Here is a 22,761-nt window from a genome sequence, read left to right as displayed (position 1 = left end):
AACTGCAGGCACGACGCCGGACCCCGCCTTGGGTGCCGGCCGTCACCTGGTGCTGTGGTTCGGTGGGAGACGGCTAGAAGTTGCCGCCGCTGCCGCCGAAGCCGCCGCCGCCTCCTCCGCCGCCCCCACCAAAGCCGCCGCCGCCTCCGCCGCCAAAGCCGCCGCCCCCACCAAAGCCGCCGCCGCCTCCGCCGCCGGAGAGCAGCCCGCCAATGATGCCGCCAAGAATGGCGCCGCCCATGCCACCTCCCATGGAACCGCCCCCGCCGCCGTAGCCGCCGCGACCTCCTCCGCCAAAGTTGTTGACATCGTTCTGGGCGTATTGGATGGCCTGCTTGGCCAGTTGCTGGGCCTGTTGAGCGTATGCCAGGGCGTTGACGGGGTCGGATCCGGAGATGGACACGGCGTAGTCAAGATTGCGTTCCGCCTCGGACAGGCGGGTCCTGGCCTCCGATCCCACCCCGCCGCGGCGGGCTGCGATGAAGTCCTTGGCGGTGGAAATGGTTGCCTGTGCCCCTGCAAGTGCCTGCTGCAGGGCGGCCTGGGCGCGCAGTGCCTGCTGCTGCTGGTCCCGGATGCCTGTCAAGAGTTCATCGAGCTGACCGTGCGCGGACTGCACGGCTTGCAGTTGGGCCAGCGGGTCGGATTTTCCCGCGGCATTCATGCGCACGTCATTGAGGATTTGCTCGGCGCCCTGGACGGTGGGGGCGTAGCGGGCAAACTGTTCCGAGGAGACCATGGACTTGGCCTGCTCCAGATCAGCCAACGCGGACGGCAACGCCGTTGTCAGCGTGGTGGCGGCCTCATTCATGGCTGCCTCGGTCTTGGCGATGGCCTCCAGCAGCACGCCGGACTGCAGGAGGCTTTCCTCTGCAGCCTTGACGGCGACAGCACCCGCGGCGGTGTCCCCTGCGGCCAGCTTGGCATCCGCCTCAGCTGCGGCTGTTACAACAAAGTCCAGGCGTTCCCGGGCCTGGGCGGCGTTGTCGCGCACAGGTTCAACAGCCGTGTCGGAGTACTGCTGCGTCAAGGCGGCGAGCTTCGACTCGGCGGCAGCCAGGGACGTTTGTGCCTCTGCATGCTGTGTGCGAATGCTGGCCAGAACCTGCGGGGCGGTGCGCTCCAGTTCACGCAATTCGTCGAAGGAGGCCTTTTCGGCATCCAATGCGGCGTTGGCTTCTTCGCTGCGGGCGATGATGTCACCCAGCCAGGAACGCTGCTCCTCGATGGTGTCCGGAATTTCATCATCCAATTGCTGCTGCAGCTTGAACGACTCGGAGAGGTGCGTCTTGGCGCGCTCCAGTGCGGCCTGGAACGGCTTGACGGCGTCCTCTCCGTACGATGCCAGTGCAAAGCCAATCTCATGCTCGCTGGTCTTGATGGCGTCATCGGCGGCGATTAGCAACGAGCCGGCCTTGGAACGCAGCTCGGGGATGGTCATGCCGGCGTTCGGGTCGAGGGCCTGCCCGTCGCTGCCGTAGCCCTTGGCCGTTGCCTCAGCAGCGTTCTTCCGGCGCTTGTTGCGCAGGTAAAGCGCGGTGCCAGCTCCGCCAACCACGACGGCGCCTCCGACTCCCAGCGCTACGAACCCGCCGGTGGGGTTGGGCACATTGCCCTTGCCGCCGCCAGCCGCATCGCCAATGGCCGCGGCTGCATCGATGGCCGCCTGCGCCCAGTTTTTCTGGGACAGCTGTGGTTTGATGACGTTCGTCTGGATGTATTGGTTTTTGCTGTCAGGGACCTTGTTCCTATCAGCCAGGAGCGCATATTTTCCCTCCTTGACGGCCACCACAAGCAGGGCATCGCCGGTGCCGAGCTGCTTGAGGTTTCCGACCTCGGTGCCCCACTGCTCCCCAGTTTGGCCGTCAAAGGAATCCACATAGACCACGAAGAATGTCATACCGTGTTTTTGGCTCAGCTCGTCGATGGCTTTTTGGACCTCCGCCTTGTTGCCGCCAAGCACATTGGCGTTGTCAACAATGTAGGTGCCCCCGGGAATGGTGACGGGCGGCTCGGCCGTGGCAACGCCAGCCGGGGCGAGCATCAGGGCCAACAAGGCAAGCAACGCCAGGAAAGGGGAAAACAGCTTCAATCGTGCAAACATCGCTCACCTTAGACATTGGGACCATTGTGGAATCCGACCTGCATGCTTCTTACGAATACTCCACACGATACTATGGCCGGGATTTGCCGGGTGCACTGAAGTTTGCGCGCCGCAAAAGTGACGGCCGGGCCGGCCAGCTGCGCCATACTTGAACTTGGGGAACCTTCACAGCTGACTTCCAGTGAACGTTCGCCAATGCTCCAGCTGCAACGGTAAAGATGAATATCAATCAAGCATTCATCACCGAAGTTTTCAATGAAGGGAAAGCTGATGAACGAGAACAACGGAGACCGCCCCATCAACGATGGCGGGAAGCCCGAGGTCACGTCCCATGAAGCAGGGGCAGACGCTGAAACGCAGGACGCCCAAACAACAGCATTGCCCCAGGCACCAGAGGATGCCGGGCAGCCTGCAGCTGAGTCAGCCCCGCGGCCCGCAGTTCCCCCGGAACACCCGGCCGTTCCTTCCTCAGCGGATCACCAGTCCGCCCCCATCGCCCCGGCCACTGCCTCGACGCCAGCCACGTCACCCTACCCGGCCGCTCCGGTCCAGGCTCCGCAGTCGGCACGCGCCGAGGCATTCGCCAGCCCGGCCGCCGACACGCAGCCAGCCGGTGGCCCTGCCCATGCGGCACCCGCACCGACGATGAACCCCACGGAACCCATTCCGGCACCGTACGCCAACGCCACGAACCCCACCGAACCGATTCCCGGCCACTACGGCCAACAGCAACAGGCCCCGTCCCCCTACCAGGCCCCGCCCACGGGGACGGGTCACGCAGGACCCGGCTATCCGGCGTCGAACGCGTATCCCCACACCTTGGCACCCGCGGTGACCGCACGGCCCCGTGAGCGCAAGAAGGTGGGCATGGGCATGTTCACCGGCGGCGTCCTGGCGGCGGCACTCATCGGCGGGCTTGTGGGCGGCGGATCGCTGTACCTGCTCGACCAGCAGGGCAACAACACGGTGGCCGGCTCCAACCAGCAGGCGGCCCCCTTGGTGATCAACAACCCGAACTCGGTCAATGAGGTCTCCGCGGCCGCTGCCAAGGCCATGCCGTCCGTGGTGACCATTTCGGCCACCAGCGGCACCTCCGGCGGCACGGGGTCGGGCATCATCCTGGATACGGAAGGCCACATCCTCACCAACACCCACGTGGTGACCCTTGATGGGGCCGCCGCCCACGCAACCATTGAGGTCCAGACCAGCGACGGTAAGGTGTACCCGGCCACGATCGTGGGCACCGACCCGCTCTCCGACCTGGCCATTGTCAAGATTGACGCACCCAACCTGGTTCCCGCCGAGCTGGGCGAGTCCAGCAAGATCAACGTTGGCGACACCGTCATTGCGATCGGCTCCCCGCTGGGCCTGAACGGCACCGTCACCGACGGGATCGTGTCCACGCTGAACCGGACCATCCAGGTGGCTTCCTCGGCCGTCCCGGAAACCCCCAGCGACTCTTCACAGAACCCGAACGACGGCGGCAACGGCTTCCAGTTCTCCCCTCCAGGCGGCGGCCAGAGCAACACCGCGGCCACGGGCACCGTGAACCTGAACGTCATCCAGACCGACGCGGCCATCAACCCCGGCAACTCCGGCGGAGCCCTGGTCAACACCGAAGGCAAGATTATTGGTGTCAACGTGGCCATCGCGTCCGCCGGCGGCTCCGACAGCAGCAGCCAGAGCGGCAACATTGGTGTGGGCTTCTCGATTCCGATTGACCACGCCAAGCGGGTTGCCCAGGACATCATCGCCACGGGCAAGGCTTCGCACGGCCAGTTGGGTGTCTCGGTGAAGGGCACCTCGGCCACCGGTTCCGACAGCGCGTTTTCGGCCGGTGCCACAGTTGCCGACGTCACCGCCGACAGTGCAGCAGCCAAGGCGGGCCTGAAGGCAGGCGATGTCATCACGAAGCTGGGGGACCGCACCATCAGCGATCCGTCCGACCTGACGGCCGCCGTGCGTGAGCAGGCCGGCGGGGCCACGGTGAAGCTCGACTTCACCCGTGGCGGCAAGGCGCAGTCGGTCGACGTCACACTGGACACCATGCCTGCCAGCTAGTTTTGCCAGCCTGCAAAAATGTTCCCACCCGGGAGTCTTCGGACCGGGTGGGGACTTTTTGTCCTGTTCAGCGCAGACTAGGACGCGGCCAGCACCTTGTCCAGCACGGGCTTCGACGCAGCCAGGCCCAGCCACACCAGTCCGATACCGCTGGCCAGCACCCCGGCAATGACCACCAGGGAGAGCGGGGCAAAGATCATGGCCATCCCGGTCAGCGGAAAGAGCAATACTCCTGCGATGACGGCCGAACCCACCGTCACTATCCGCACGGGCGATAAGACGGCGCGCTTCCGGGCCGCGTCCATGACCGACCGAGGCATGCCGAGGCGGTCCAAGCTGACATACAGCTCCTGCCGGTCCAGGATTGCGGCGGCCTGATTGACCCCGGCGCTGGCGGCCACCAGCAGGAACGAGACCACCACCGTAATTAACACACCTGTGCGCATATCGGTGAAGAGGAGCTCGTCGGCGGTGCTTTGCGCTTCGCCCACGGAATTGAGCAGGGCCAGACCCGTTCCCGCAACAACAGCTATGAAGCTTGTCATCGAGAGGGAACTGACCTGCCGCCACGCAGCCTTGGGCGATTCCAGAATGCTCCGTGCCGCCAGCAGCTTCTCCGGCGTTTGCGCCTTGCGCAGCCCCCGTCCGGCGACCCATTTCAGCACAAAGGGACCCATGAGGTTCAGCAGCGCCAGCCCGGCCGCAAAGACCGCGACGATCACCACGATGATGACCGCTAGCGAACCGCTGGCCGTCAAATTGGACATCAACAGATAAAGTACGACGACGGCCCCGGCCCCGAGTGCCAGTCGGCGCCAATGCACGGTGGGAGCTTGTTGACGGGTGCGCACTCCCAGCGGGGAGAGCACCACCTGGCGCAGGCCCACTGCGGCGCTGACGGCGGCGAGGAGGATCAAGGTGGCGGCTGCCAGCAGCAGTATGCCCGGGGACAGCCACAGATTTGCCAGCCCCAAAGCCTTGCCCTGAAAGTGGATCAAGGCGATGGCCGGGAGGGTGACTGCGTACAGGACGATTCCGGCCAGGACGCCGAGCAACGCCACCAGCGTGGATTCAATAACAGTCAGCACGGCCACCAGTGCGGGAGTGCCGCCGAGCAAGCGCAAGGTGGAAAGTCGTTCGTCGCGGCGGCGGGCGGACAGACGTGCAGCCGATCCGCCCAAGGTCAGCAGAGGCAACACCAGCAGGGCCAAGGCAAAGGCCGCGAGCATCTGGTAGGTTCCGCCCAGGTCCGGGTTTTCATCGATGACAGGGTTGGTGAAAAAGCTCATGGCACCGGCCAGCACGATCAGCAGCAGCGCCGTGACCAGCGCGAATGCTGTGGCTGGTAGGGCCACAACGGCCTTGTTGCCCGGCGCTGGCCGGGACATCAGCCACAGGATTGAAAGCGTTGATTTGAACTTGTTCACGGCCGTTCCGCCCAGTTCTGACCCGCTGCGAACTGGCTGGCCGACGGGTGTGCCGCCATGCCGGGGGACGGCACGGTACCTGGCCGGCCCGCTCCTGGTATGACCTGCGTGGCAACCGGGGGAGCCGACGGCGCAAGGGACAGGACGCCGTCGTGCATGAACAAGGTGCGGGAGCAACGAGAAGCGACGGTGGCGTCGTGCGTGACCAGGACCAGGGTGTTGCCGCGGCCGGCGGTGGCCCCGAGCAGTGCGCCCATGACGTCGGCGGAGGTGTGGGAGTCCAGTGCACCGGTGGGTTCGTCGGCGAAGACGATGCGTGCGCCCGTGACCTGGGCCCGGGCGATGGCGACGCGCTGTGCCTGGCCGCCGGAGAGCTCGCCGATGCGGCGGTTCTCCATACCGGCCAGGCCGAGGTGTGTCAGCCAGCCGGCCGACTGCTGCTCGGCGTCCCGCCTGGAGACGCCGTTGAGCATGAGGGCGAGGGCCACGTTTTCAATGGCGGTGAGTTCGGGGATCAGCAGACCTGACTGAAAGACGAAGCCGAACGCCTCGCGCCGTAGCTTGGAACGCTGGGTTTCATTCAGGCCCGTCACATCGGTGCCGGCGTAGTTGACGCTGCCGGAGTCGGGGGAGGTGATGCCGGCGAGGGTGTGCAGCAGCGTGGTTTTGCCGGAGCCGGAGGCACCCATGATGGCGACGGATTCTCCGGGGCCGATGTCGAGGTCAACGTTGTTCAGGGCAATGCCTGCGCCGTATCGCTTGGAGAGTGAGCGTGCGCTCAAAAGTGGAGTAGTCATGCATTAATACTGGCGGGAACGGCGGTGGCAAACATCGGGCCAGAGGGCGAAAAATGTTGGCCGGGCATCCACCCGCAGGAGGACGGCACGGCCGGCTGCGCCCTGGCGCTACCTAGGCGACACGGTTCGTCGTCGGGGTTCACGGACCACAACGGCAACAAGCATGCCGGCCAAGGCGCCAACAACGGTTTCTGCAGCCCTATCCCGGATCAGCTCAGCAGGATCCCCTGGGACGGCCAGCAAAGTCATGATCAGGATCAGCGGGGTGAAAAAGACCAGCGCCATTCCGTAGTGTCGCTGCATGAACAGCTCGGTGGGATAGATGAGCGCCAGCACGGCCACCGCCAGAATGAGAACCGGCGGTCGGGGCCAGAGTATCAGCGCAGTGACGGCCACGCCGGCGAAGGTCCCGAACATCCTGTGCAGGCCTCGCCGGATCCTGCCGTTCAGTGACTCCGCGGCAAGGGGTACCGCCGCCGCAGCCATGGCCCAATAGGGGTGTCCCATGCCAAGCAGGTGTCCCACGCTGCCTGCAGCGACGACAGCCAGGACATAGCGCAGTGCATGGACCGCCGCAGCCGCAGCTTGTGGAGGGACGACGGCGCGTGCCGCACCCGGGTGCCATAGACGTGTACCGACCCAGCCAGAGAAACCCACCAAGACGGAGAATGCAGCTGCCCCGATGCTGACGGAGGCAGGGGCCCACCAGGCGGCGATGGGCGGCACCGAGGCCAGAGCCCCGAAAGCGAAGATCGTGAAGAACGGGCCCGTTGGCTTTAAACCGAATCTATCAGCGACCAGGGACGCGGCACCCGCCAGCAGCGCCTCGCAACCGATCAAGGCCCACGGTCCTAAAGCAGCGACGGCACAGAAAATGCCTAATAGCGCACCGCCGATCAACAGTGCAGCTGCCTGCCCCTGATGCAGGAGCCGCAGCTGATGTGGTTCGTCCCGGCCATACATGCCCACGAAGGAGCCAAACGCCGCGTAGATGATCAGTTCCGGGCGTCCAACTGCCAGCAGTAGCAGTATGGGCACGGCGAAGCTCAGGGTCATGCGCCGGGCGGCCCGCCGATCGCCCCCGCTCGGGAGCAGAGTGGCGGGGCGCAGCATGGAGGAACGCGGCGAGACAGCAACGGTGGCAGCTAGGGATGCAGAGGCCAAGGTTACAGCTGGCAGGGGTGAGGCAGTCATGAAGGGAAACCCTCGGGTTGGAGCAGAGAGAGCAGTGCAGCCTCAACTGTGGTGCAGATGATTGATAGGCGTCAAAGAGCTACGCCTTATTTGGCAATAGGCACCGCCTATCGAATGGTGGTTCAGCAACGGTGCCCGCCACACGGAAAGTCACAGCAGAGGGCTACCAATATCAGGAAGCCTCACAGCAAGGGGTGGTGTTGCGGCGGTTCTGAAAGGAATGCCAAATCTGCCGCCGCAGCGACGGCCTCCAGAGCGCGAGTCAAAACAGGGGAAGGTTCCTGGTTCAGGGTGACCATCCCCACGGGGACGGAGTGCTCAAGATCATTCAACGGGGTGGCGTGCAGGGACGGCGGCACGCCAAAGGCGTGGAGCCACGCGGCTGGCACTATCGTGGCCCAGGAACCGGTCATGACATGGGCAAAAAGGGAGGCAACTGAATCCGTTTCAAGCCGCGGAACAGGCTGCACCCCGGCCTCGGCAAAAAGCGCGTCGATGCGCTGCCTGCCCTGCATCTTCGGTGACAGCAGGCAAAGTGGCAGGGTCGCCGCCGCCCGCCACGAGGCCGGCGGGACAGCTCCCGTGTTGGTGCTGAGTAGTACATAGGACTCCCGGTATAACGGCACCAAGCGGAAATCGTCAGGGAGGGGCCCCTGGATGTAGGTGAGACCACCGTCAATTTCATGTTCACGCACCTGGCGCAGGACTTCCGAGGAAGCCAGATCGGAAGAAACCTCCACGCGCGCACCGGGATGTGCGGCACAAAAGGGGCCAGTCAGCAATGAAAGGGCATTCGCTGCCGTGGGAATGCAGCCCAGCCGCAACGTTCCTGTGATGCTGCCATGGACGGCACCAACTTCTGCAATGAGCCCCTCCCGTCCGGCCAGAATCTGCCGAGCCCAGACCACAGCCGCCTCACCCTCCGGAGTCAGCCCCTCAAATTTGTTGCCGCGCCGGATGAGTGCAACATTGAGCTCGATCTCCAATTTGCGCAACCCCTCAGAGAGCGCAGGCTGAGAAACCGCGCAGGCATGGGCTGCACGCATGAAATGGCGCTCACGGGACAGGGACACCAAGTACTCAAGTTGACGGAAGAACACACCACCGGTCTACAGGACCGGCAAGCCCGGCGCCAATCGCCGCCGTCGTACATCCCGCCACACCGCGCCAGCAACTGCACGAAGTGCAATGGGCAGAGCAAATAAAAACCAGACGGCCTTGTTCGCCGGGAGTAAAGTTTCGACGCGGGAAATTCCGCACCTGCCCGCCACGAACTAAGCTGGTGGGGTAGGCCAAGGGCGAACCAGCCGCACCCACCCGCCAACGGGTACGGGCGCGGCACAACCATCCGTCCATGACACAAAGGACAGCAGTGGAAAACTCAGCACTGAATATTGTCGTACTGGTCAAATATGTGCCAGACGCGCAATTTGACCGACACCTGACAGGTGATGCTCACCGGCTTGACCGCAACGAGAGCATCCTGTCCGAACTCGATGAATACGCACTTGAAGCGGCATTGGCACTGACCGATGCACGCGGCGGTGCGAAGGGCGGCAACACCGTCACCGCCCTGACACTGGGCCCGGCAGCTGCCGCCGCTGCAGTGAAAAAGTCGCTGCAGATCGGGGCAACCCAGGGGCTGCACGTCAGCGACGACGCGCTCGCAGGTTCCGACGCCTCCGCCACCTCCCTGGCCCTGGCCGCAGCCATCCAGTCCCTCGGACAAGTTGACCTTGTCATCACCGGCATGGCGTCAACGGACGGGGAAACCTCCATCATTCCGGCGCAGCTGGCCGCCCGGCTGGACCTGCCACAGATCACCTTCGCCTCCGCCCTGGATGTCACCGGCACCACTGTTACGGCCCGCCGCGACGGCGATGACTTCTCCGAGGAAATCCAGGCCACCCTGCCTGCCCTCGTCTCCGTGACCGACCAGGCCAACGAGCCGCGCTACCCCAACTTCAAGGGCATCATCGCCGCGAAGAAGAAGAAGGTGACCACCGTGTCCCTGGCCGAGCTCGGGGTGGCGGCAGACGCCGTCGGACATGCCGGTTCCCTGACCCAGGTGACCGCGGCAGCCGAGCGCCCCGCCCGCACCGCCGGCACCATCATCACCGATTCGGGCGATGCCGGCATTCAGCTTGTTGACTTCCTGGCCGCGCAGAAACTGATCTAAGGAACTTCTTTCATGAGTGCAATTGTTGTTTATGTTGATCAGCTGGATGCGCCGGGGAAGCTCTCCACCACCACGGCGCAGCTCCTCACCCTGGCCCGCAGCGCCGGTGATCCCGTAGCCGTTGTGGCCGGTGCGGTGACGCCCGAGCTGCTCGCGGAGTTGGGCGCCCAAGGCGTTTCCCGGGTGCTGGCGTCGGAGCAGGCCGAGCTGGGCCAGTTCCTCGTGGCACCCAAGGCCGACCTCGTGGCCCAGGCCGCGGCCGCCGTGTCCGCCAGCGCCGTGCTGGTTGAGAACAGCGCCGCGGGCAAGGAAATCGCGGCCCGCGTGGGTGTCGCGTTGAACGCCGGCGTGATCACCGATGCCGTTTCGGTGACGCACGACGGCGGGACCCTCCTGGCGCACAAGTCTGTCCTTGCGGGGTCCTGGACTGTGGAGGCGCGGGCTACGTCAGCGGTCGCTGTCATCTCCGTGAAGGCGCACAGTGTCGAGGCTTCCGCAGCAGCACAGGCGAGCTCGCCGGACGTTGAAACCATTGAGGTTGCGTTTGCTCCGGCAAGCCTGGGCGCCCGGGTTGTTTCACGCACCCCGCGTGCCGCCTCCGGCCGTCCGGAACTAGAAGATGCTCGCATTGTTGTGGCCGGTGGCCGCGGCGTCGACGGTGACTTCACACCTATTGAGGAACTGGCTGATGTGCTTGGTGCAGCAGTGGGTGCGTCCCGTGCAGCTACCGACGCGGGCTGGATCTCGCATGCCTCGCAGGTGGGCCAGACGGGCAAGAAGGTGTCCCCGCAGCTCTACATCTCGGTGGGCATTTCCGGAGCCATCCAGCAGAAGGCCGGCATGCAGACGTCCAAGCTGATTGTGGCCGTGAACAAGGACTCGGAGTCACCGATTTTTGAGATCGCCGACTTCGGCATCGTGGGCGACTTGTTCCAGGTGCTGCCCCAGGCCGTGGAAGAAATCAAGAAGCGCCGGGCCTAGTCCCACCCGAAAAATCCACAGTTGTGGGAAATGCCGCCGTTTGCCGGAAATGCCATGGTTTGATCTATGGCATTTCCGGCAAACGGCGGCATTTTTGCTGTTCTCTAAAATAGCTTGTGGCAAACTGTCAGTTCGGACGGCGTCCAAAGCGGTCTTGAGGAACTCCGGCTTGTCTCAAAATGTAAGCCATCCGTTCGCGGTTTTTCATGTCGTTCCAGTCCCACCGGGCAAATCCCACGCCGTGGGCCCTGATCTGGTCCTCACGCTTCTTCTCGGCAATGATCCGCTCCTGCAATGGGAGCCCGCCACCCCAATCAGATCTGAGGTATTTGCCGAGCCCGTCAAACTCACCTGCCACCCGCTGCTTTTTGAACCAGAAATCGACAAAAGCGTCGCTTCCATCAGCGAGCACAAATTTTTCCTGCAGAATCGGCTCCGGAAATCCCATCTCAAACATCTTTGCCCGGCTCAGGGATTCGCCGGCAGATCCAGACAACGCTGACGCGAAATTGACAACAGCAAGTGTTCGCTTTCTGGCGGCCGCGCTGCGCATGGCATCAGCACCTGCGCGCAGGTCAGCGAGCAACAGAGGTTTGCCTTGCGGAGAGTCGGTATCCCACGCGGGGGAATGGAGAAACGGCTCCGGGCCAGGCTCTGCAAACAGGTTGACGCCACCTCTCTTTTCGGGTGGCCGCAGGCTCGAATCACAGACAGCAACAGCGAAAGGGAAAGACAGCGAATTGATCAGCTGCAAGGTGGTGGTCCGCTTGTCAGCGAGCAGATACGGGCCACACCGCACCACATTTTCGGTGAGTGAGCCGATATGCCGGGTGATCCCCTTGGTGTTGCGCCCACTACTTGTCACCTCGGTCATGACGTGCAGCTTTAGCGGGATGCCAACAATCCACAACCCCCAGAGCAATGCCGCAGTTGCGTGACAGAAGACAGGCCCGGCGGTGGCCAGGTTGCTGTGCGCGGTAGCGCGTAAACCATAACGTTCGCGACGCGAGAGCCTATTCCAGTCGGCCGGACTCACATAGTGGCCTCTGTACACGCGCATCAGATTGCCGCTGCGATGAAGCTGCGTTAGCTTTCTCCTGTCGTCGCCGACGTTGTCATAATCCGCCGACCGGATGAGTCTGGGAAGGTCCATGAGACCAGCCTTGCACCTGTTTGCCCGCCCCAACAGGTGCAATTCGCTGCCTGTGGATAACTCCACAGGGCGCGTCAATGGCGAGCGGGCAAAAATGCCGCCGTTTGCCGGTAATGCCATAGATCAAACCATGGCATTACCGGCAAACGGCGGCATTTTTCACAAAGTGCGGCATTTTCCAGCCGCCAGTCGCCGGCTGGCGCCCAGAGAGAACGAATCAGTGGTTGCGGCGGGGGACCGAGGCCGTGGCGATCATGGCATCCGAATTCATTTCGATGAGCGGACCCACGGAGCGGATGAAATCGCGGCGGACCCTGGAAATCGCTTCGGGATCGCGGGGGAGCAGCGTGCGCCACCCGCTTCCCATGACCAGGTTCCAGGCCATGGCGTCGTCGACGGTCAGGGTGAGTGGATGCGTTGACACGCTCACATCTTCCAGACCGCGCTCTTCAAGCCACATGGAAAGCGCCTCGACGGAAGCCACCCGGGCCATGTTCTGATTGACCGCAGGAACAACGCCCGCCAGCCGGGGACGTTCCTTGATGGCGGCCTCGAGGATGCGTCCGGCGAACGGCTCCAGGGCGCCTTCAATCCACGTGCTGGTGACAATTCTTCCGCCCGGCCGGAGCATGGATGCGAGATGTTCCACACCGGCTTCCATGTCGGCGAAGAAGAACATGCTGTAGGAACACAGGACGGCGTCAAAGGTGCGGTGGCCGCGCCATTCCGTGACATCGGCTTCCGTCAGGGTTGTGTTGATGATCCCGCGCTCGGCCAAGTTGGCGGCCGCAATGCGCAGGAGCCCGGTGGAGATGTCGACGCCGTCGACCGTCCCGCTGGGACCTACGGCCAGGGCAGCAGGAATCGTTGCCGCGCCGGTGCCACAGCACGCGTCGAGAACTTTCTCACCTGGTTGCAGGACAGCGGCCGCAACAACATCCCGGCCCATGGGGTCCCAGAGTTTGTCGGACCAAGCCTCAAATTGCAGTGCGCCATCGGTGAACGCCAGGCCAGGATCGCGAGCGGACATGCATACCTCCAGTTGATGATGATTCTTGCCTCAGCCGGCTATCCGGCGGTGGATCAAGGCCGGCCTCAGTATTTAGGCTTGTAGCTGTGCTCCGGCAAAGCCGTTTTGCCGCCAGGCTTCAAAGACCGCAATGGAGGCGGCGTTGGCCAGGTTCAGGGATCGCAATGAGGGGAGCATGGGCAGCCGGACGCGTGCGGTGATGTGCGGGTCGACCTTGACGTCGTCGGGCAGGCCCTCGGATTCGCGGCCGAACAGCAACACGTCGCCGGGTTGGTAGGCCACGTCGGTGTAGCCTTTTTCCCCGTCTGAGGTGAAGGCAAAGACACGGGTGGGTGCCAGTGCCTCCCATGCTGCTTCGAGGGTCTTGTGCACTGTGACCACCGCAAGATCGTGGTAGTCCAGGCCGGCACGGCGCAGCTTGGCATCTGAGAAGTCGAAGCCAAGGGGTTCAACCAGGTGCAGCTCGGCGCCGGTGATGGCGGCCAGCCTGATGGCGTTGCCGGTATTGCCGGGGATCTCTGGGGTCAGGAATAGGATGCGAAACACGAGTTTTATCCTACCGCCTTCGGCTCAGTACATGCCGCCGAGCAGCCGGTCCAGGATGGACAGGTCCACCACATTGGGGGAGGGTCCCGAGGCCAGGAAGTGCTTGACCTCGCGGGTGAAGCGGGCGGCGTTGGCGACGTTGACGGTGTTTGAACCGTCCGGGTCGGTGCCGCGGGCGTAGTCGATGACAGGTTCAAAGAGGTTCCCGGTGTTGCTGTGTACGCACACCCAGGCCGTGACGTTGCATTCGGGAAAGAGGTCCTGGAATTGGCGGGTTGCCGGAATCAACTGGGGCGGGGCCACCGCTTTGCTGCCATGGACCAGGGTGCTGCCGTCCCAGCGGAACGCTCCGTTGGGAACCAGCATCGAGCCGACAATGGCGATGCGGTAGCCCGACACAAGAACGTGGTCCACGTAGCCGCTGTTGAAGGGTGCAGTCACGCCGTTGATCAACCGTGCGGCCGGAATGCCGGGCAGCACCTGCTGCATGATCAGCTGGGCCGTTCGCGCCTCGCGGGCCAGCCGCGACGTGGCACCAAATAGTCCGCGTTTGCGCGGCGCGCCGTGGACGGGCTGGGCGGCGGTGGGACGGGGCAGCAGGGGCACTTCGCCCTCTGCCAGTCCCTCGTACGAAGGAAAATACACAGCGGGATCCCCTGCTGTGCGTCGCTCTTCAGGTGCGCGGCGGGTGTTGAAACCCCCGAAGCCGGTGTCTCCGGCGCTGCCGGCACGGGACGAGGAACCGTAGGTGCCACGGTAGCCCTCACGTGCATGGGCATGAGCGCTGCCGGTGGATGCTGACGAGGCGGACCTGCCGGTGGCCCCATACGATTTGTCGTAGGCGTTGCGCTTGACCGGGTCGACGAGTGTCTCGTACGCCTGCGTGATTTGCCGAAACAACGCAGGGTCCCCGCCCCGGTCCGGGTGGGCAATCTTGGCGGCTTTTCGGTACGCGATCTTCACATCACGCTCGGTGGCAGTGCGCGCCAGCCCCAACACTTGGTAATGCGTGAGGAACTTCTCGCCCACTGGAGACCTTTCGATAGCTGACGTGCCAAGAATTCAGTCTAGCGGCCCCGGCTCCGACCCTTGACGCAGCACATGCAGTGGATTGCCTCTCCGGAGCTGGTTTTGTGCAACGACAGCGTCACCGAGGAACGTCACCGAGGAACGGGGGAGGAGCTGCGGGAGGGATCCGGGCCTGGCTTACATATCGGGTCGGACGTAGCGCAGGAACAGCATCGAATCGGCTTTGAGTATCCGCGCCAGGTTCATGGAACGCGCCAGCTCCCCGGCCGCACCGGCCGCACTTGCGGCGCCACCGTGATGGCCCCCCATCGCAATCCGGCCGGCCGCACCGCCCACCAGTAGCGGCGACACCGTCAGGTTGAGCTCGTCCACCCTGCCCTCCGCGGCAAAGCTGCCCAGCAGTGTGGGTCCGCCTTCGGAATGGATGTTCTGGTAGCCACGCCCCGACAGTTCCGCGATGAGCCGTGCCACGTCCAGTGAAGCTTCGCCAACATTGACGACGTCGGACACCTCCGACAGCGACTCACGCCGCTCCTGCGGTGCCGAAGCCAGGGTCAAAACCAGCGGCCGGACGGGCGCCTGGGTGAAAACCTCAAGCCCCGGGTCCAGATTGAGGGAGCCGGAGACGATGGCCAGCGGCGGATGTGGGGACAACCAGTTGTCCGAACGCCACTGCTGGGCGGCATGGCTCAGCAGTTCCCCGCCATAGCCTTCGGCACGGATGGTTTGGGCGCCGACCAGGATGACGTCCGAGGTTTGGCGCAACAAGGAAAACACGCGTTGGTCCCAGGCATTGCCCAGTTGTCCGGACAGTCCGTCCAGCGAGGCGGCCCCGTCAATGCTGGCAATGAAGTTAAAGCTGACCCACGGCCTGGTGCTGCGCCGGTTCTCCGGCGGCGCGGCCAGCACCTCGTGTTCCAGGGCGGCTCCGGAGAGTACGGCCGGGTCGGGAAAGATGCGCTCGATCATGGGTGGCTCCTTGTCAAGCGGGCCGTGGCAGGGGTGGCGCCCGTGCACAAAATCCTACACATCTGCCGGCTGCGCGGGGTGGGCCGGCTCGTTGAGCTGGCCCATATTGTGCAACAGGTACGCCGGCTCCCGCCACCCGAGGACGGCCTCCGTCATTCGGATGGCGGAACTGGCCGCGGCCACATTGTGCATGCGCAACACCCGGGCTCCGCCCAGAATACAGATCACCCCGGACGCGATGGAGCCTTCCAGCCGTTCATCCTTGGACTGGCCAAGGGTTTCACCGATAAAGTCCTTGTTCGACACCGCGGCCAGGGCGGGGAAGCCCAGGGCGGCAATCTCGTTGAAGCGGCGCGTGATTTCCAGGGTGTGCAGCGTGTTCTTGTTCAAGTCGTGGCCGGGGTCGATGATGATCTTCTCGGCCGGGACCCCCAACGACAGCGCCAGCTCAACCCGGGATGACAAGAAGGCCGCCACCTCGGTGACGACGTCGTCGTACTGCGGCCGGGGGTATACGGTGCGGGGCGCGGCCAAGGAGTGGGTGATGACAAGGTGGGCGCCCGATTCGGCCACCACCGAGGCGATCTCCGGGTTGGACAGCCCCGTGGTGTCGTTGATGACGTTGGCACCGGCCGCAATGCTGCGCGCCGCCACCTCCGGCAAAAACGTGTCAACGGAGATGATCACATCACTGGCGGCGGCCACCGCTGCAATGACGGGAACCACCCGCTCACTTTCCTCGTCCGCGCTCAGGGCCGGCCCCGGCGCAAAGGGGACCCCGCCAATGTCAACCCAGTCGGCGCCGTCGTTCACGGCAGCCAGTGAAGCGGCCACCGCAGCCTCGAGCGCAAAGGTGGCTCCGCCGTCGTAAAAGGAATCTGGGGTGCGGTTGATGATCGCCATGAGCGCCACCTGGCGGTTGAAGTCAATGGTGCGCGGGCCAAAGTGGTGGACGGGGTGGAGCAGCGGCGGGGTATGGAACGGGGCGGTGGTCATACCCTCCATCAAATCTCCTCGAGCGGGGTTTGCGGGTCAGCCAGCTTCACCGTGTCGACCATGCGGCGGGAGGAGATGAGTGCCTTGATGGTGTCCTGGACGTCCCAAATGTTCACGTTCATGCCTGCCACGACGCGGCCCTCCAGGACCCAGAACGCAATGAATTCGCGCTTGGCGAGGTCGCCGCGGACCACGAGTTCGGCGTCCTTCGTCAGTGCGCCGAAGCCGGAGTACTCCATGCCGAGATCGAATTGGTCGGTGTAGAAGTAGGGGATGTCATCGAGTGTGGCGTCCTGGCCCAGCATGGATTTCGCCGCGACCTTGCCGCTGGCAATCGCGTTGGCCCAGTGTTCGGAGCGCGCAAACGTCCCGGTCACCGGGTGCATGGCGTTGGCCACGTCGCCGGCCGCGTACACGTCCTCGGCAGAGGTCGCCAGCGCCGCCGAGACCTCGATGCCGTTGTTGATGGTGAGCCCGGCGTCCTGGGCGAGCGCAATGTTGGGGACCACACCCACGGCCACGATGACAATGTCAGCCGGCAGGGTGACGCCGGTGGTGGTCAGCACGGACGTGACAACACCGTCGGTGCCCTGGATCTCGGCGGCACTGGCCGGCAGCACGAACTTCACGCCAGCCTCCTGGTGGCGGTTGAGGAACACACCGCCCAGCTCCGCACCGATGGCCACGGACAGCGGCACGTCCTCCAAACCCAGCAGCGTGACATTGTTGCCCAGCTCGCGGGCGGTGGCGGCAATTTCCATGCCAATCCAGCCGGAACCGATCATGACCAGGTTGTGGCCCCCGGTGGAGAGCCGTTCCTTCATGGCAACGCTGTCGGCCTTGGTCCGGAAGGTGTAAACGCCGGCAAGTTCGACGCCGGGAAACGGGATCCGGCGCGGGGCGGCACCTGTTGCTAAAAGCACGGTGGCATACGGGAGTACGGAGCCGTCAGCAAGTGTGACGGTGTGGGTGCCGGGGTCAAGGGCCGTGGCCGCCGTGCCGGTCAGGACGGTGACGTTGTGCTCCGGGTACCAGCTTGCAGGCAGGGGGAGGAGGGCGTCCTCGCCTTCCTTGCCGGCCAGGAAGCCCTTGGACAGGGGAGGGCGCTGGTATGGAATCTCGGCTTCGTTGGCCACGATCGTCAGGGGGCCTTGGTACCCTTCCTTGCGGAGGGTTTCAGCGGCCGTGGCCGCCGTGAGGCCGCCTCCGATGATCACCATGCCCGGGGTCTTGGCGTCTGCTGTGCCGGGGGCTGAGGTGCTGGATGACTGGCTCATGATCGAAACTCTTTCCGCTGGAAAATGACTGTTTCTGGTATGAAGGCGTTCGCTGGGGCGTCTCTCAGGCGAGGGAGAGTGTCAGTGCGGGAACTGCTCACGGAGGGGGCCGGCGTCGGACAGTAAACCGGTGAAGACCGAGGTGCGGGTCAGCGTGCCGGAGGTCTGGACGCCACGCAGGGACATGCACATGTGCTCGGCCTCCATGACTACGCCAACTCCGCGGGGCGCCAGGGTGTCCTCCAGCCAGTCCGCCACCTGCTGGGTGAGGCGTTCCTGGACCTGCAGGTCGCGGGAGAACAGCTCCACGCCGCGGGCCAGCTTGGACAGGCCGAAGAGTCGGTCGCCGGGTAGGTAGCCCACATGCGCCACGCCGCGGAACGGCAAAAGGTGGTGCTGGCACAGTGAATGGAAGGGGATGTCCTTGACCAGCACCAGGCCCTGGTAGCCGTCCTCGTTGGGAAACGTGGTCCATGAGGTCTCGCGCGGGGTCAACATTTCGGCATAGGCGGCGGCAACCCGGCGCGGTGTGTCGAGGAGGTGGGGGTCGGTTTCATCCCGGCCCAGGGCACGCAGGAATTCGGCAATGGCTGCCTGGGCGCGGGGCAGGTCAATTTCCGGCGCCAGGGTTTCGGGATCGTCAAATGCGAGGAGGTCCGGCAGGGACGCGCTGGTGATGGTCATATCCAACCCTTTCTAAAGCTTGTAATATTGACTTTAGAAGTGCAGACTCAAAGCGTCAAGTAGGCGCGAAACAAACCGCAAACTGCCCAACATGTGGCATGAGAGCAAAAGGCCAGTGGTCATGAATCAACCGGTGCAGCACCAGCCCACCCGTCCCTCAACGAAGGAATCGCTCATGATCACCACCAGGGAGCAGGCTGCCATGGCCGCGGCGATGCACGCCGGGCTGAATTCCGGGCTCGACGACGGCCAGCGCCTCAGTGCCGTCGCCTCCCTGGGTGATCCCGTGCGCAAGGACCTCTTTGACTTGGTGCGCGGTGCAGGGCGGGCACTGAGCCGGGACGAATGCGCGCAGGCGCTGGGGCTGCCCAAGAGCACCGTGCGGGTCCACCTGGACAAGCTGGTGGAGGAACAGTTGCTGCTGGTGGAGTACCGCAAGCTCGGCGAGAAGACCGGGCCCGGATCCGGCCGGCCCAGCAAGCTGTACGCCGTGGCCCAGGCCGAGATCAGCGTTTCCGTTCCGCCGCGCCACTACGACCTTGCCGCCGCACTGCTCGCCGCCGCGGTGCAGCGATCCATCGACACCGGCGAAAACGTGGAGCAGTCCATGGCCCGGGTCGCCCATGACGAGGGCCGTCGCCTGGGTGCAGAGGCCGGGAGCATCCACCAGCTGCTGCGCACCACCGGCTACAGCCCCGAGCCGGACGGCGAGGGCGGGACCATCATGGCCAACTGCCCGTTCCACCGCCTCTCCCAGGACCACACGGGCGTGGTCTGTTCACTTAATGGATCGCTGCTCAGCGGCGCCCTTGAGGGGTGTGCGGATGAGCGCCACGACCTGGCGCCCGACACCCAGATCTCCCACTGCTGCGCCCGCCTCGTGCCGCGCGAGGCTTCCTCACAGCTTTAACCCGCCCTGAAGTACGACGGCGTGCTGCCGCCGGCCGCCGCTGCCGGCCCGCCTGGCACTGCCGGGCCGGTTCCCGCGGCGACCATGAACAATCCGCCGTGCGCTAGGCTGCGGTTCATGGACGATGCCAGCGGTGCCGAAGGCCAGTGGATAGCTGTTGCGCTGGAGCGCTACCTCACCAAGGAACTCTGGGATCAGTGGATTGGCACGGTCGCCACAACGGTGCCCGATACGTTCGAGGCGTACGCCCGCATCTTCCACCCGCTCGGAGGCCATGGCGAACCCGAGCTCCGTTGGGCGGATGTGGCCCGGGCCAAAGGAACCCGGATGCACCCGGAAGCCCAGTTCCACCGGCTGGCGCGGACGGAACTGTACGCCCATCTCGACATCGACGGTGTGAGTCAAACGCGGCCAACCAACGGAGAGCTGGACCAGAGGCAGCTGGTTGCGCTCTCGGACGTACTGGGCGCACACACGGCCGAACACCAAGACATCTTCCAAGCGGTATGGGTTGGTTGGGGTGGTTTCGAGCCCGGAGCCGGCAGCATTCCAACAGGTCCCGGCGGGCCACTGACAGTTGCCAAAGGCCTGCGTGAATACTGGGTCTTCCGTGGCACCATCGCAGAACTCGCCCGGCCGCCGTGGTGCGAGGAAGGCAGTGACGAGGACGGCCCCGGCGCCAACACCCAATCCGCCAACCTGGCCTGGCCCGCGGACCGCAGCTGGTGCATGGCCACCGAGATCGACTTTGACTCCACCCTGGTGGGCGGGACGGCGGAACTGATCGCCGCCGTCGTACATTCAAAGGAGCTGGAAGCAATGGAGGTGACCCCGGCCAGCAACCTCAGCTCCGAGGGTGACCAGCTCAACACCCCGCCGCGTCCGTCCGTGCCGTAGAATTGACCGGTGCCCGTGTATCTAGATCACGCGGCGACCACGCCAATTTCGGCCCCGGCCCTCGCCGCACTCACTTCCGTTATCACCCGTAGCGGCAATCCGTCCTCGCTCCACGGATCGGGCCGCCGCGCCCGCGCCACGGTCGAGGCGGCCCGCGAAACCATCGCCGCCGCAGCCGGCGCCCACCCCACCGAGGTCATTTTCACCTCCGGCGGCACCGAGGCGGACAACCTCGCCGTGAAGGGCCTGTTCTGGTCCCGGCGCGCTGCCGACCCCGCCCGCAAGCGCATCCTCGTCTCCAGCATTGAGCACGCCGCCGTGGCGGACACCGTTGAATGGCTCGTGCAGCACGAGGGCGCCGAAGCGATCTGGCTGCCCGTCGATGCTGCCGGTGTCCTGGACCTGGCTGCCCTGGAAAAAGAATTGTCCGACGGCGGAGCCTCCTCCGTGGCGCTCGTCACCTGCATGTGGGCCAACAATGAGGTCGGCAGCATTCAGCCCATCGCCGAGGTCGTGGCGCTCGCCGACAAGTACGGCATTCCGGTCCATTCCGACGCCGTCCAGGCCTTTGGCTCCATCCCCGTTAACTTCCGCTCCTCGGGGCTGGCTGCCATGTCTGTCAGCGCCCACAAGATCGGCGGCACCGTGGGCGTCGGCGCACTGCTGCTGGGCCGCGCCGTGACGCTGACACCCGTGCTGCACGGAGGCGGGCAGGAACGTTCCGTCCGCTCTGGCACGCTCGACACCGCCGGCATCGCCGCGTTCGCCGCAGCCGCGCAGGACGTCACCGCCAATCTTGCCGCCGAGGGCGCCCGGATTGCCGGACTGCGGGATGCCATCATCGCTGCCGTCCGTACCGCGGTCCCGGACGCCGTGCTGCGCGGAGTGGACCCGGCGGAAAACCCCGTGGGAAGGCTCCCCGGCAACACGCACTTCACGTTCCCCGGCTGCGAGGGCGATTCGCTTTTGTTCCTCCTGGACATGGCCGGCGTCGAATCCTCCACAGGCTCCGCCTGCACCGCCGGTGTGCCCCGCCCTTCCCATGTCCTGCTGGCCATGGGCCTGGACGAGGACATGGCACGTGGCGCACAACGCTTCAGCCTCGGGCATACATCGAACCAAGCGGACGTTGACGCCTTTGTGGCCGCGCTGCCGCACGCACACGCACGCGCAAAACAGGCCGGCATGGCCGGGCATAAATCGAGTATTGAAACGGCAAGCACGCGGGCCGCTGGCTGAACAGCCGAAACCGGGCACCAGCACCACCAAACATGAAGTGAAAGGCAAGTAATGCGAGTATTGGCCGCCATGAGCGGCGGGGTTGACTCCGCCGTAGCCGCAGCACGGGCAGTGGATGCCGGGCACGACGTCGTCGGCGTCCACCTGGCGCTCTCCCGCATGCCCGGAACCCTGCGCACCGGCAGCCGCGGCTGTTGCACCGTGGAGGACTCCAACGACGCCTGGCGCGCCTGCGACCTGCTCGGCATCCCGTATTACGTCTGGGACTTCTCGGAACGGTTCAAGGAGGACGTGGTCCAGGACTTCATCGACGAATACGCGGCCGGCCGCACCCCCAACCCGTGCATGCGCTGCAACGAGCGCATCAAGTTTGCCGCGCTGCTGGAAAAGGCCATCGCGCTGGGCTTCGACGCCGTCTGCACAGGCCACTACGCCAAGGTCATCACCGATGCCGACGGCAACCCTGAACTCCACCGCGCCGCCGACTGGGCCAAGGACCAGAGTTACGTGCTCGGCGTGCTCACCCACGAACAGCTCAAGCACTCCATGTTCCCCCTTGCCGACACCCCGTCCAAGGCCGAGGTCCGTGCCGAGGCCGAAGCCCGCGGCCTGTCTGTCGCCAAAAAGCCGGACAGTCACGACATCTGCTTCATCCCCGACGGGGACACCGCCGGCTGGCTCGCCGAAAAGATCGAGATGACCGATGGCGAGATCGTCGACGAAACCGGTGCAACGGTGGGCGGGCACACCGGCTCCAACCAGTTCACCGTGGGCCAGCGCCGCGGACTGAAGCTCGGCACCCCCGCGGCCGACGGCAAGCCGCGCTTCGTCCTGGAAATCCGGCCCAAGGAAAACAAGGTCATCGTCGGCCCGCACGCCCTGCTGGCCATCGACGCCATCCAGGGCATCAAGGTCTCCTGGGCCGGGCTGCCCATCGCCGAGGTCGCCACCGGCGCCGAGTTTGATTGCTATGCGCAGGTCCGCGCCCACGGGGACCCCGTCCCGGCCCGCGCCTTTGTCACCGAAGAAACGGACGACGGCGGCACCCGCCAGCAGCTGCACGTCACCTTGGTTGAGCCGCTGCGCGGCGTGGCGCCCGGGCAGACCATCGTCCTGTACCAGGGCTCCCGCGTGCTGGGCCAGGCCACCATCGACACCGCCCGTTCGATGGCCCGCCCCGACCTTGCCGATCTCCCCTAGCCGCCACCAACCCCAGACGCTCCTGCACATACGGGGCATTTTTCAACGACGCTCCTGCACATACGGGGTACTTTTCAACGACGCTCCT

General features: G+C 64.9%; 21 protein-coding genes. 7 read left to right on the top strand and 14 right to left on the bottom strand.

Translation table 11 applies throughout. The annotated features are described in order from the left end of the window. Positions 1 to 73: 73 nt before the first annotated feature. Positions 74 to 2,104 (bottom strand): TPM domain-containing protein, encoded by a 2,031-nt coding sequence (locus tag art_RS08240; RefSeq protein WP_038463914.1) that lies wholly within the window; start codon positions 2,102 to 2,104, stop codon positions 74 to 76. 270 nt (positions 2,105 to 2,374) lie between these two features. Between art_RS08240 and art_RS08235 the strand changes: the two genes are divergently transcribed. Beyond that, positions 2,375 to 4,165: a S1C family serine protease gene (locus art_RS08235; RefSeq protein ID WP_082000535.1), complete on the top strand. Its 1,791-nt coding sequence runs from the start codon at positions 2,375 to 2,377 to the stop codon at positions 4,163 to 4,165. Between the two features lie 77 nt (positions 4,166 to 4,242). Here art_RS08235 and art_RS08230 read toward each other — a convergent pair whose 3' ends face one another. The 4 genes from art_RS08230 to art_RS08215 all read right to left on the bottom strand — a co-directional run bounded on the left by art_RS08230 (position 4,243) and on the right by art_RS08215 (position 8,683). Continuing rightward, positions 4,243 to 5,592 carry a permease gene (locus art_RS08230; RefSeq protein ID WP_253901523.1) on the bottom strand — a complete coding sequence of 450 codons (1,350 nt, stop codon included), beginning with the start codon at positions 5,590 to 5,592 and terminating at the stop codon, positions 4,243 to 4,245. Next, entirely contained in the window at positions 5,589 to 6,389 is an 801-nt protein-coding gene (locus art_RS08225) for an ABC transporter ATP-binding protein (RefSeq protein WP_038463911.1), read from the bottom strand. Before art_RS08225 ends, art_RS08230 begins: the two co-directional genes overlap by 4 nt. 108 nt (positions 6,390 to 6,497) lie before the next feature. Next, positions 6,498 to 7,583, bottom strand: a complete 1,086-nt coding sequence (locus art_RS08220) for an FUSC family protein (protein WP_253901521.1) — start codon at positions 7,581 to 7,583, stop codon at positions 6,498 to 6,500. A 182-nt stretch (positions 7,584 to 7,765) separates the two neighbouring features. Continuing rightward, positions 7,766 to 8,683, bottom strand: coding sequence for a LysR family transcriptional regulator (locus art_RS08215; RefSeq protein WP_038463908.1), 918 nt, complete (start codon positions 8,681 to 8,683; stop codon positions 7,766 to 7,768). A 254-nt stretch (positions 8,684 to 8,937) separates the two neighbouring features. On the opposite strand from art_RS08215, the gene art_RS08210 reads away from it, so the two are divergent. Together art_RS08210 and art_RS08205 are read left to right on the top strand one after the other, a co-directional pair. Then, positions 8,938 to 9,762, top strand: a complete 825-nt coding sequence (locus art_RS08210) for an electron transfer flavoprotein subunit beta/FixA family protein (protein WP_173425228.1) — start codon at positions 8,938 to 8,940, stop codon at positions 9,760 to 9,762. Between the two features lie 12 nt (positions 9,763 to 9,774). Further along, the gene (locus art_RS08205; RefSeq protein WP_038463905.1) at positions 9,775 to 10,743 is read left to right on the top strand and encodes an electron transfer flavoprotein subunit alpha/FixB family protein; all 969 of its coding nucleotides are present in this window, start codon (positions 9,775 to 9,777) and stop codon (positions 10,741 to 10,743) included. A gap of 127 nt (positions 10,744 to 10,870) precedes the next feature. Here the strand turns inward: art_RS08205 and art_RS20965 are convergent, their stop codons facing one another. From art_RS20965 to folE, 8 genes are all read right to left on the bottom strand, one after another. Continuing rightward, the gene (locus art_RS20965; RefSeq protein ID WP_157875214.1) at positions 10,871 to 11,896 is read right to left on the bottom strand and encodes a hypothetical protein; all 1,026 of its coding nucleotides are present in this window, start codon (positions 11,894 to 11,896) and stop codon (positions 10,871 to 10,873) included. 217 nt (positions 11,897 to 12,113) lie between these two features. After that, complete coding sequence (locus tag art_RS08195; RefSeq protein WP_038463902.1) at positions 12,114 to 12,926, bottom strand: class I SAM-dependent methyltransferase; 813 nt, start codon at positions 12,924 to 12,926, stop codon at positions 12,114 to 12,116. 72 nt (positions 12,927 to 12,998) lie between these two features. After that, positions 12,999 to 13,472: a tRNA (cytidine(34)-2'-O)-methyltransferase gene (locus art_RS08190; RefSeq protein ID WP_038463899.1), complete on the bottom strand. Its 474-nt coding sequence runs from the start codon at positions 13,470 to 13,472 to the stop codon at positions 12,999 to 13,001. Between the two features lie 24 nt (positions 13,473 to 13,496). Beyond that, the gene (locus tag art_RS08185; RefSeq protein ID WP_038463896.1) at positions 13,497 to 14,501 is read right to left on the bottom strand and encodes a J domain-containing protein; all 1,005 of its coding nucleotides are present in this window, start codon (positions 14,499 to 14,501) and stop codon (positions 13,497 to 13,499) included. 177 nt (positions 14,502 to 14,678) lie between these two features. Beyond that, the gene (locus tag art_RS08180; protein ID WP_052136139.1) at positions 14,679 to 15,470 is read right to left on the bottom strand and encodes a pyrimidine reductase family protein; all 792 of its coding nucleotides are present in this window, start codon (positions 15,468 to 15,470) and stop codon (positions 14,679 to 14,681) included. 54 nt (positions 15,471 to 15,524) lie between these two features. After that, positions 15,525 to 16,475 (bottom strand): dihydropteroate synthase, encoded by a 951-nt coding sequence (folP, locus tag art_RS08175; protein WP_038463893.1) that lies wholly within the window; start codon positions 16,473 to 16,475, stop codon positions 15,525 to 15,527. Beyond that, positions 16,475 to 17,743: an NAD(P)/FAD-dependent oxidoreductase gene (locus art_RS08170; protein ID WP_253901519.1), complete on the bottom strand. Its 1,269-nt coding sequence runs from the start codon at positions 17,741 to 17,743 to the stop codon at positions 16,475 to 16,477. Before art_RS08170 ends, folP begins: the two co-directional genes overlap by 1 nt. An 81-nt stretch (positions 17,744 to 17,824) precedes the next feature. Continuing rightward, positions 17,825 to 18,427 carry a GTP cyclohydrolase I gene (folE, locus tag art_RS08165; RefSeq protein ID WP_082000188.1) on the bottom strand — a complete coding sequence of 201 codons (603 nt, stop codon included), beginning with the start codon at positions 18,425 to 18,427 and terminating at the stop codon, positions 17,825 to 17,827. A 121-nt stretch (positions 18,428 to 18,548) separates the two neighbouring features. On the opposite strand from folE, the gene art_RS08160 reads away from it, so the two are divergent. Beyond that, positions 18,549 to 19,337: a metalloregulator ArsR/SmtB family transcription factor gene (locus tag art_RS08160; protein ID WP_157875213.1), complete on the top strand. Its 789-nt coding sequence runs from the start codon at positions 18,549 to 18,551 to the stop codon at positions 19,335 to 19,337. Here art_RS08160 and art_RS23155 read toward each other — a convergent pair. Further along, complete coding sequence (locus tag art_RS23155) at positions 19,334 to 19,456, bottom strand: hypothetical protein (RefSeq protein ID WP_301537958.1); 123 nt, start codon at positions 19,454 to 19,456, stop codon at positions 19,334 to 19,336. The genes art_RS08160 and art_RS23155 overlap by 4 nt on opposite strands. On the opposite strand from art_RS23155, the gene art_RS08155 reads away from it, so the two are divergent. The 3 genes from art_RS08155 to mnmA are packed head-to-tail and all read left to right on the top strand — an operon-like array spanning position 19,455 to position 22,673. Next, positions 19,455 to 20,234 carry a hypothetical protein gene (locus art_RS08155; protein WP_038463890.1) on the top strand — a complete coding sequence of 260 codons (780 nt, stop codon included), beginning with the start codon at positions 19,455 to 19,457 and terminating at the stop codon, positions 20,232 to 20,234. The two genes, art_RS23155 and art_RS08155, sit on opposite strands and share 2 nt — an antisense overlap. A gap of 9 nt (positions 20,235 to 20,243) precedes the next feature. Further along, positions 20,244 to 21,473, top strand: coding sequence for a cysteine desulfurase family protein (locus art_RS08150; RefSeq protein ID WP_038463887.1), 1,230 nt, complete (start codon positions 20,244 to 20,246; stop codon positions 21,471 to 21,473). A gap of 51 nt (positions 21,474 to 21,524) precedes the next feature. After that, the gene (gene mnmA, locus art_RS08145) at positions 21,525 to 22,673 is read left to right on the top strand and encodes a tRNA 2-thiouridine(34) synthase MnmA (protein WP_082000186.1); all 1,149 of its coding nucleotides are present in this window, start codon (positions 21,525 to 21,527) and stop codon (positions 22,671 to 22,673) included. Positions 22,674 to 22,761 lie beyond the last annotated feature (88 nt).

Origin of the sequence: Arthrobacter sp. PAMC 25486, from assembly GCF_000785535.1 — a bacterium.
Taxonomy (GTDB): domain Bacteria; phylum Actinomycetota; class Actinomycetes; order Actinomycetales; family Micrococcaceae; genus Specibacter.
The sequence above is the reverse complement of the archived record's forward strand: the minus strand, read 5'-3'. Positions and strand labels throughout refer to the sequence as shown.

Coding starts and splice junctions, on each gene's coding strand:
- art_RS08240 (WP_038463914.1), bottom strand. CDS start 2,104: ATGTTTGCACGATTGAAGCTGTTTTCCCCTTTCCTGGCGTTGCTTGCC.
- art_RS08235 (WP_082000535.1), top strand. CDS start 2,375: ATGAACGAGAACAACGGAGACCGCCCCATCAACGATGGCGGGAAGCCC.
- art_RS08225 (WP_038463911.1), bottom strand. CDS start 6,389: ATGACTACTCCACTTTTGAGCGCACGCTCACTCTCCAAGCGATACGGC.
- art_RS08220 (WP_253901521.1), bottom strand. CDS start 7,583: ATGACTGCCTCACCCCTGCCAGCTGTAACCTTGGCCTCTGCATCCCTA.
- art_RS08210 (WP_173425228.1), top strand. CDS start 8,938: ATGACACAAAGGACAGCAGTGGAAAACTCAGCACTGAATATTGTCGTA.
- art_RS08205 (WP_038463905.1), top strand. CDS start 9,775: ATGAGTGCAATTGTTGTTTATGTTGATCAGCTGGATGCGCCGGGGAAG.
- art_RS20965 (WP_157875214.1), bottom strand. CDS start 11,896: ATGGACCTTCCCAGACTCATCCGGTCGGCGGATTATGACAACGTCGGC.
- art_RS08195 (WP_038463902.1), bottom strand. CDS start 12,926: ATGTCCGCTCGCGATCCTGGCCTGGCGTTCACCGATGGCGCACTGCAA.
- art_RS08180 (WP_052136139.1), bottom strand. CDS start 15,470: ATGATCGAGCGCATCTTTCCCGACCCGGCCGTACTCTCCGGAGCCGCC.
- folP (WP_038463893.1), bottom strand. CDS start 16,475: ATGGAGGGTATGACCACCGCCCCGTTCCATACCCCGCCGCTGCTCCAC.
- art_RS08170 (WP_253901519.1), bottom strand. CDS start 17,743: ATGAGCCAGTCATCCAGCACCTCAGCCCCCGGCACAGCAGACGCCAAG.
- folE (WP_082000188.1), bottom strand. CDS start 18,427: ATGACCATCACCAGCGCGTCCCTGCCGGACCTCCTCGCATTTGACGAT.
- art_RS08160 (WP_157875213.1), top strand. CDS start 18,549: ATGAATCAACCGGTGCAGCACCAGCCCACCCGTCCCTCAACGAAGGAA.
- art_RS08155 (WP_038463890.1), top strand. CDS start 19,455: ATGGACGATGCCAGCGGTGCCGAAGGCCAGTGGATAGCTGTTGCGCTG.
- art_RS23155 (WP_301537958.1), bottom strand. CDS start 19,456: ATGAACCGCAGCCTAGCGCACGGCGGATTGTTCATGGTCGCCGCGGGA.
- mnmA (WP_082000186.1), top strand. CDS start 21,525: ATGCGAGTATTGGCCGCCATGAGCGGCGGGGTTGACTCCGCCGTAGCC.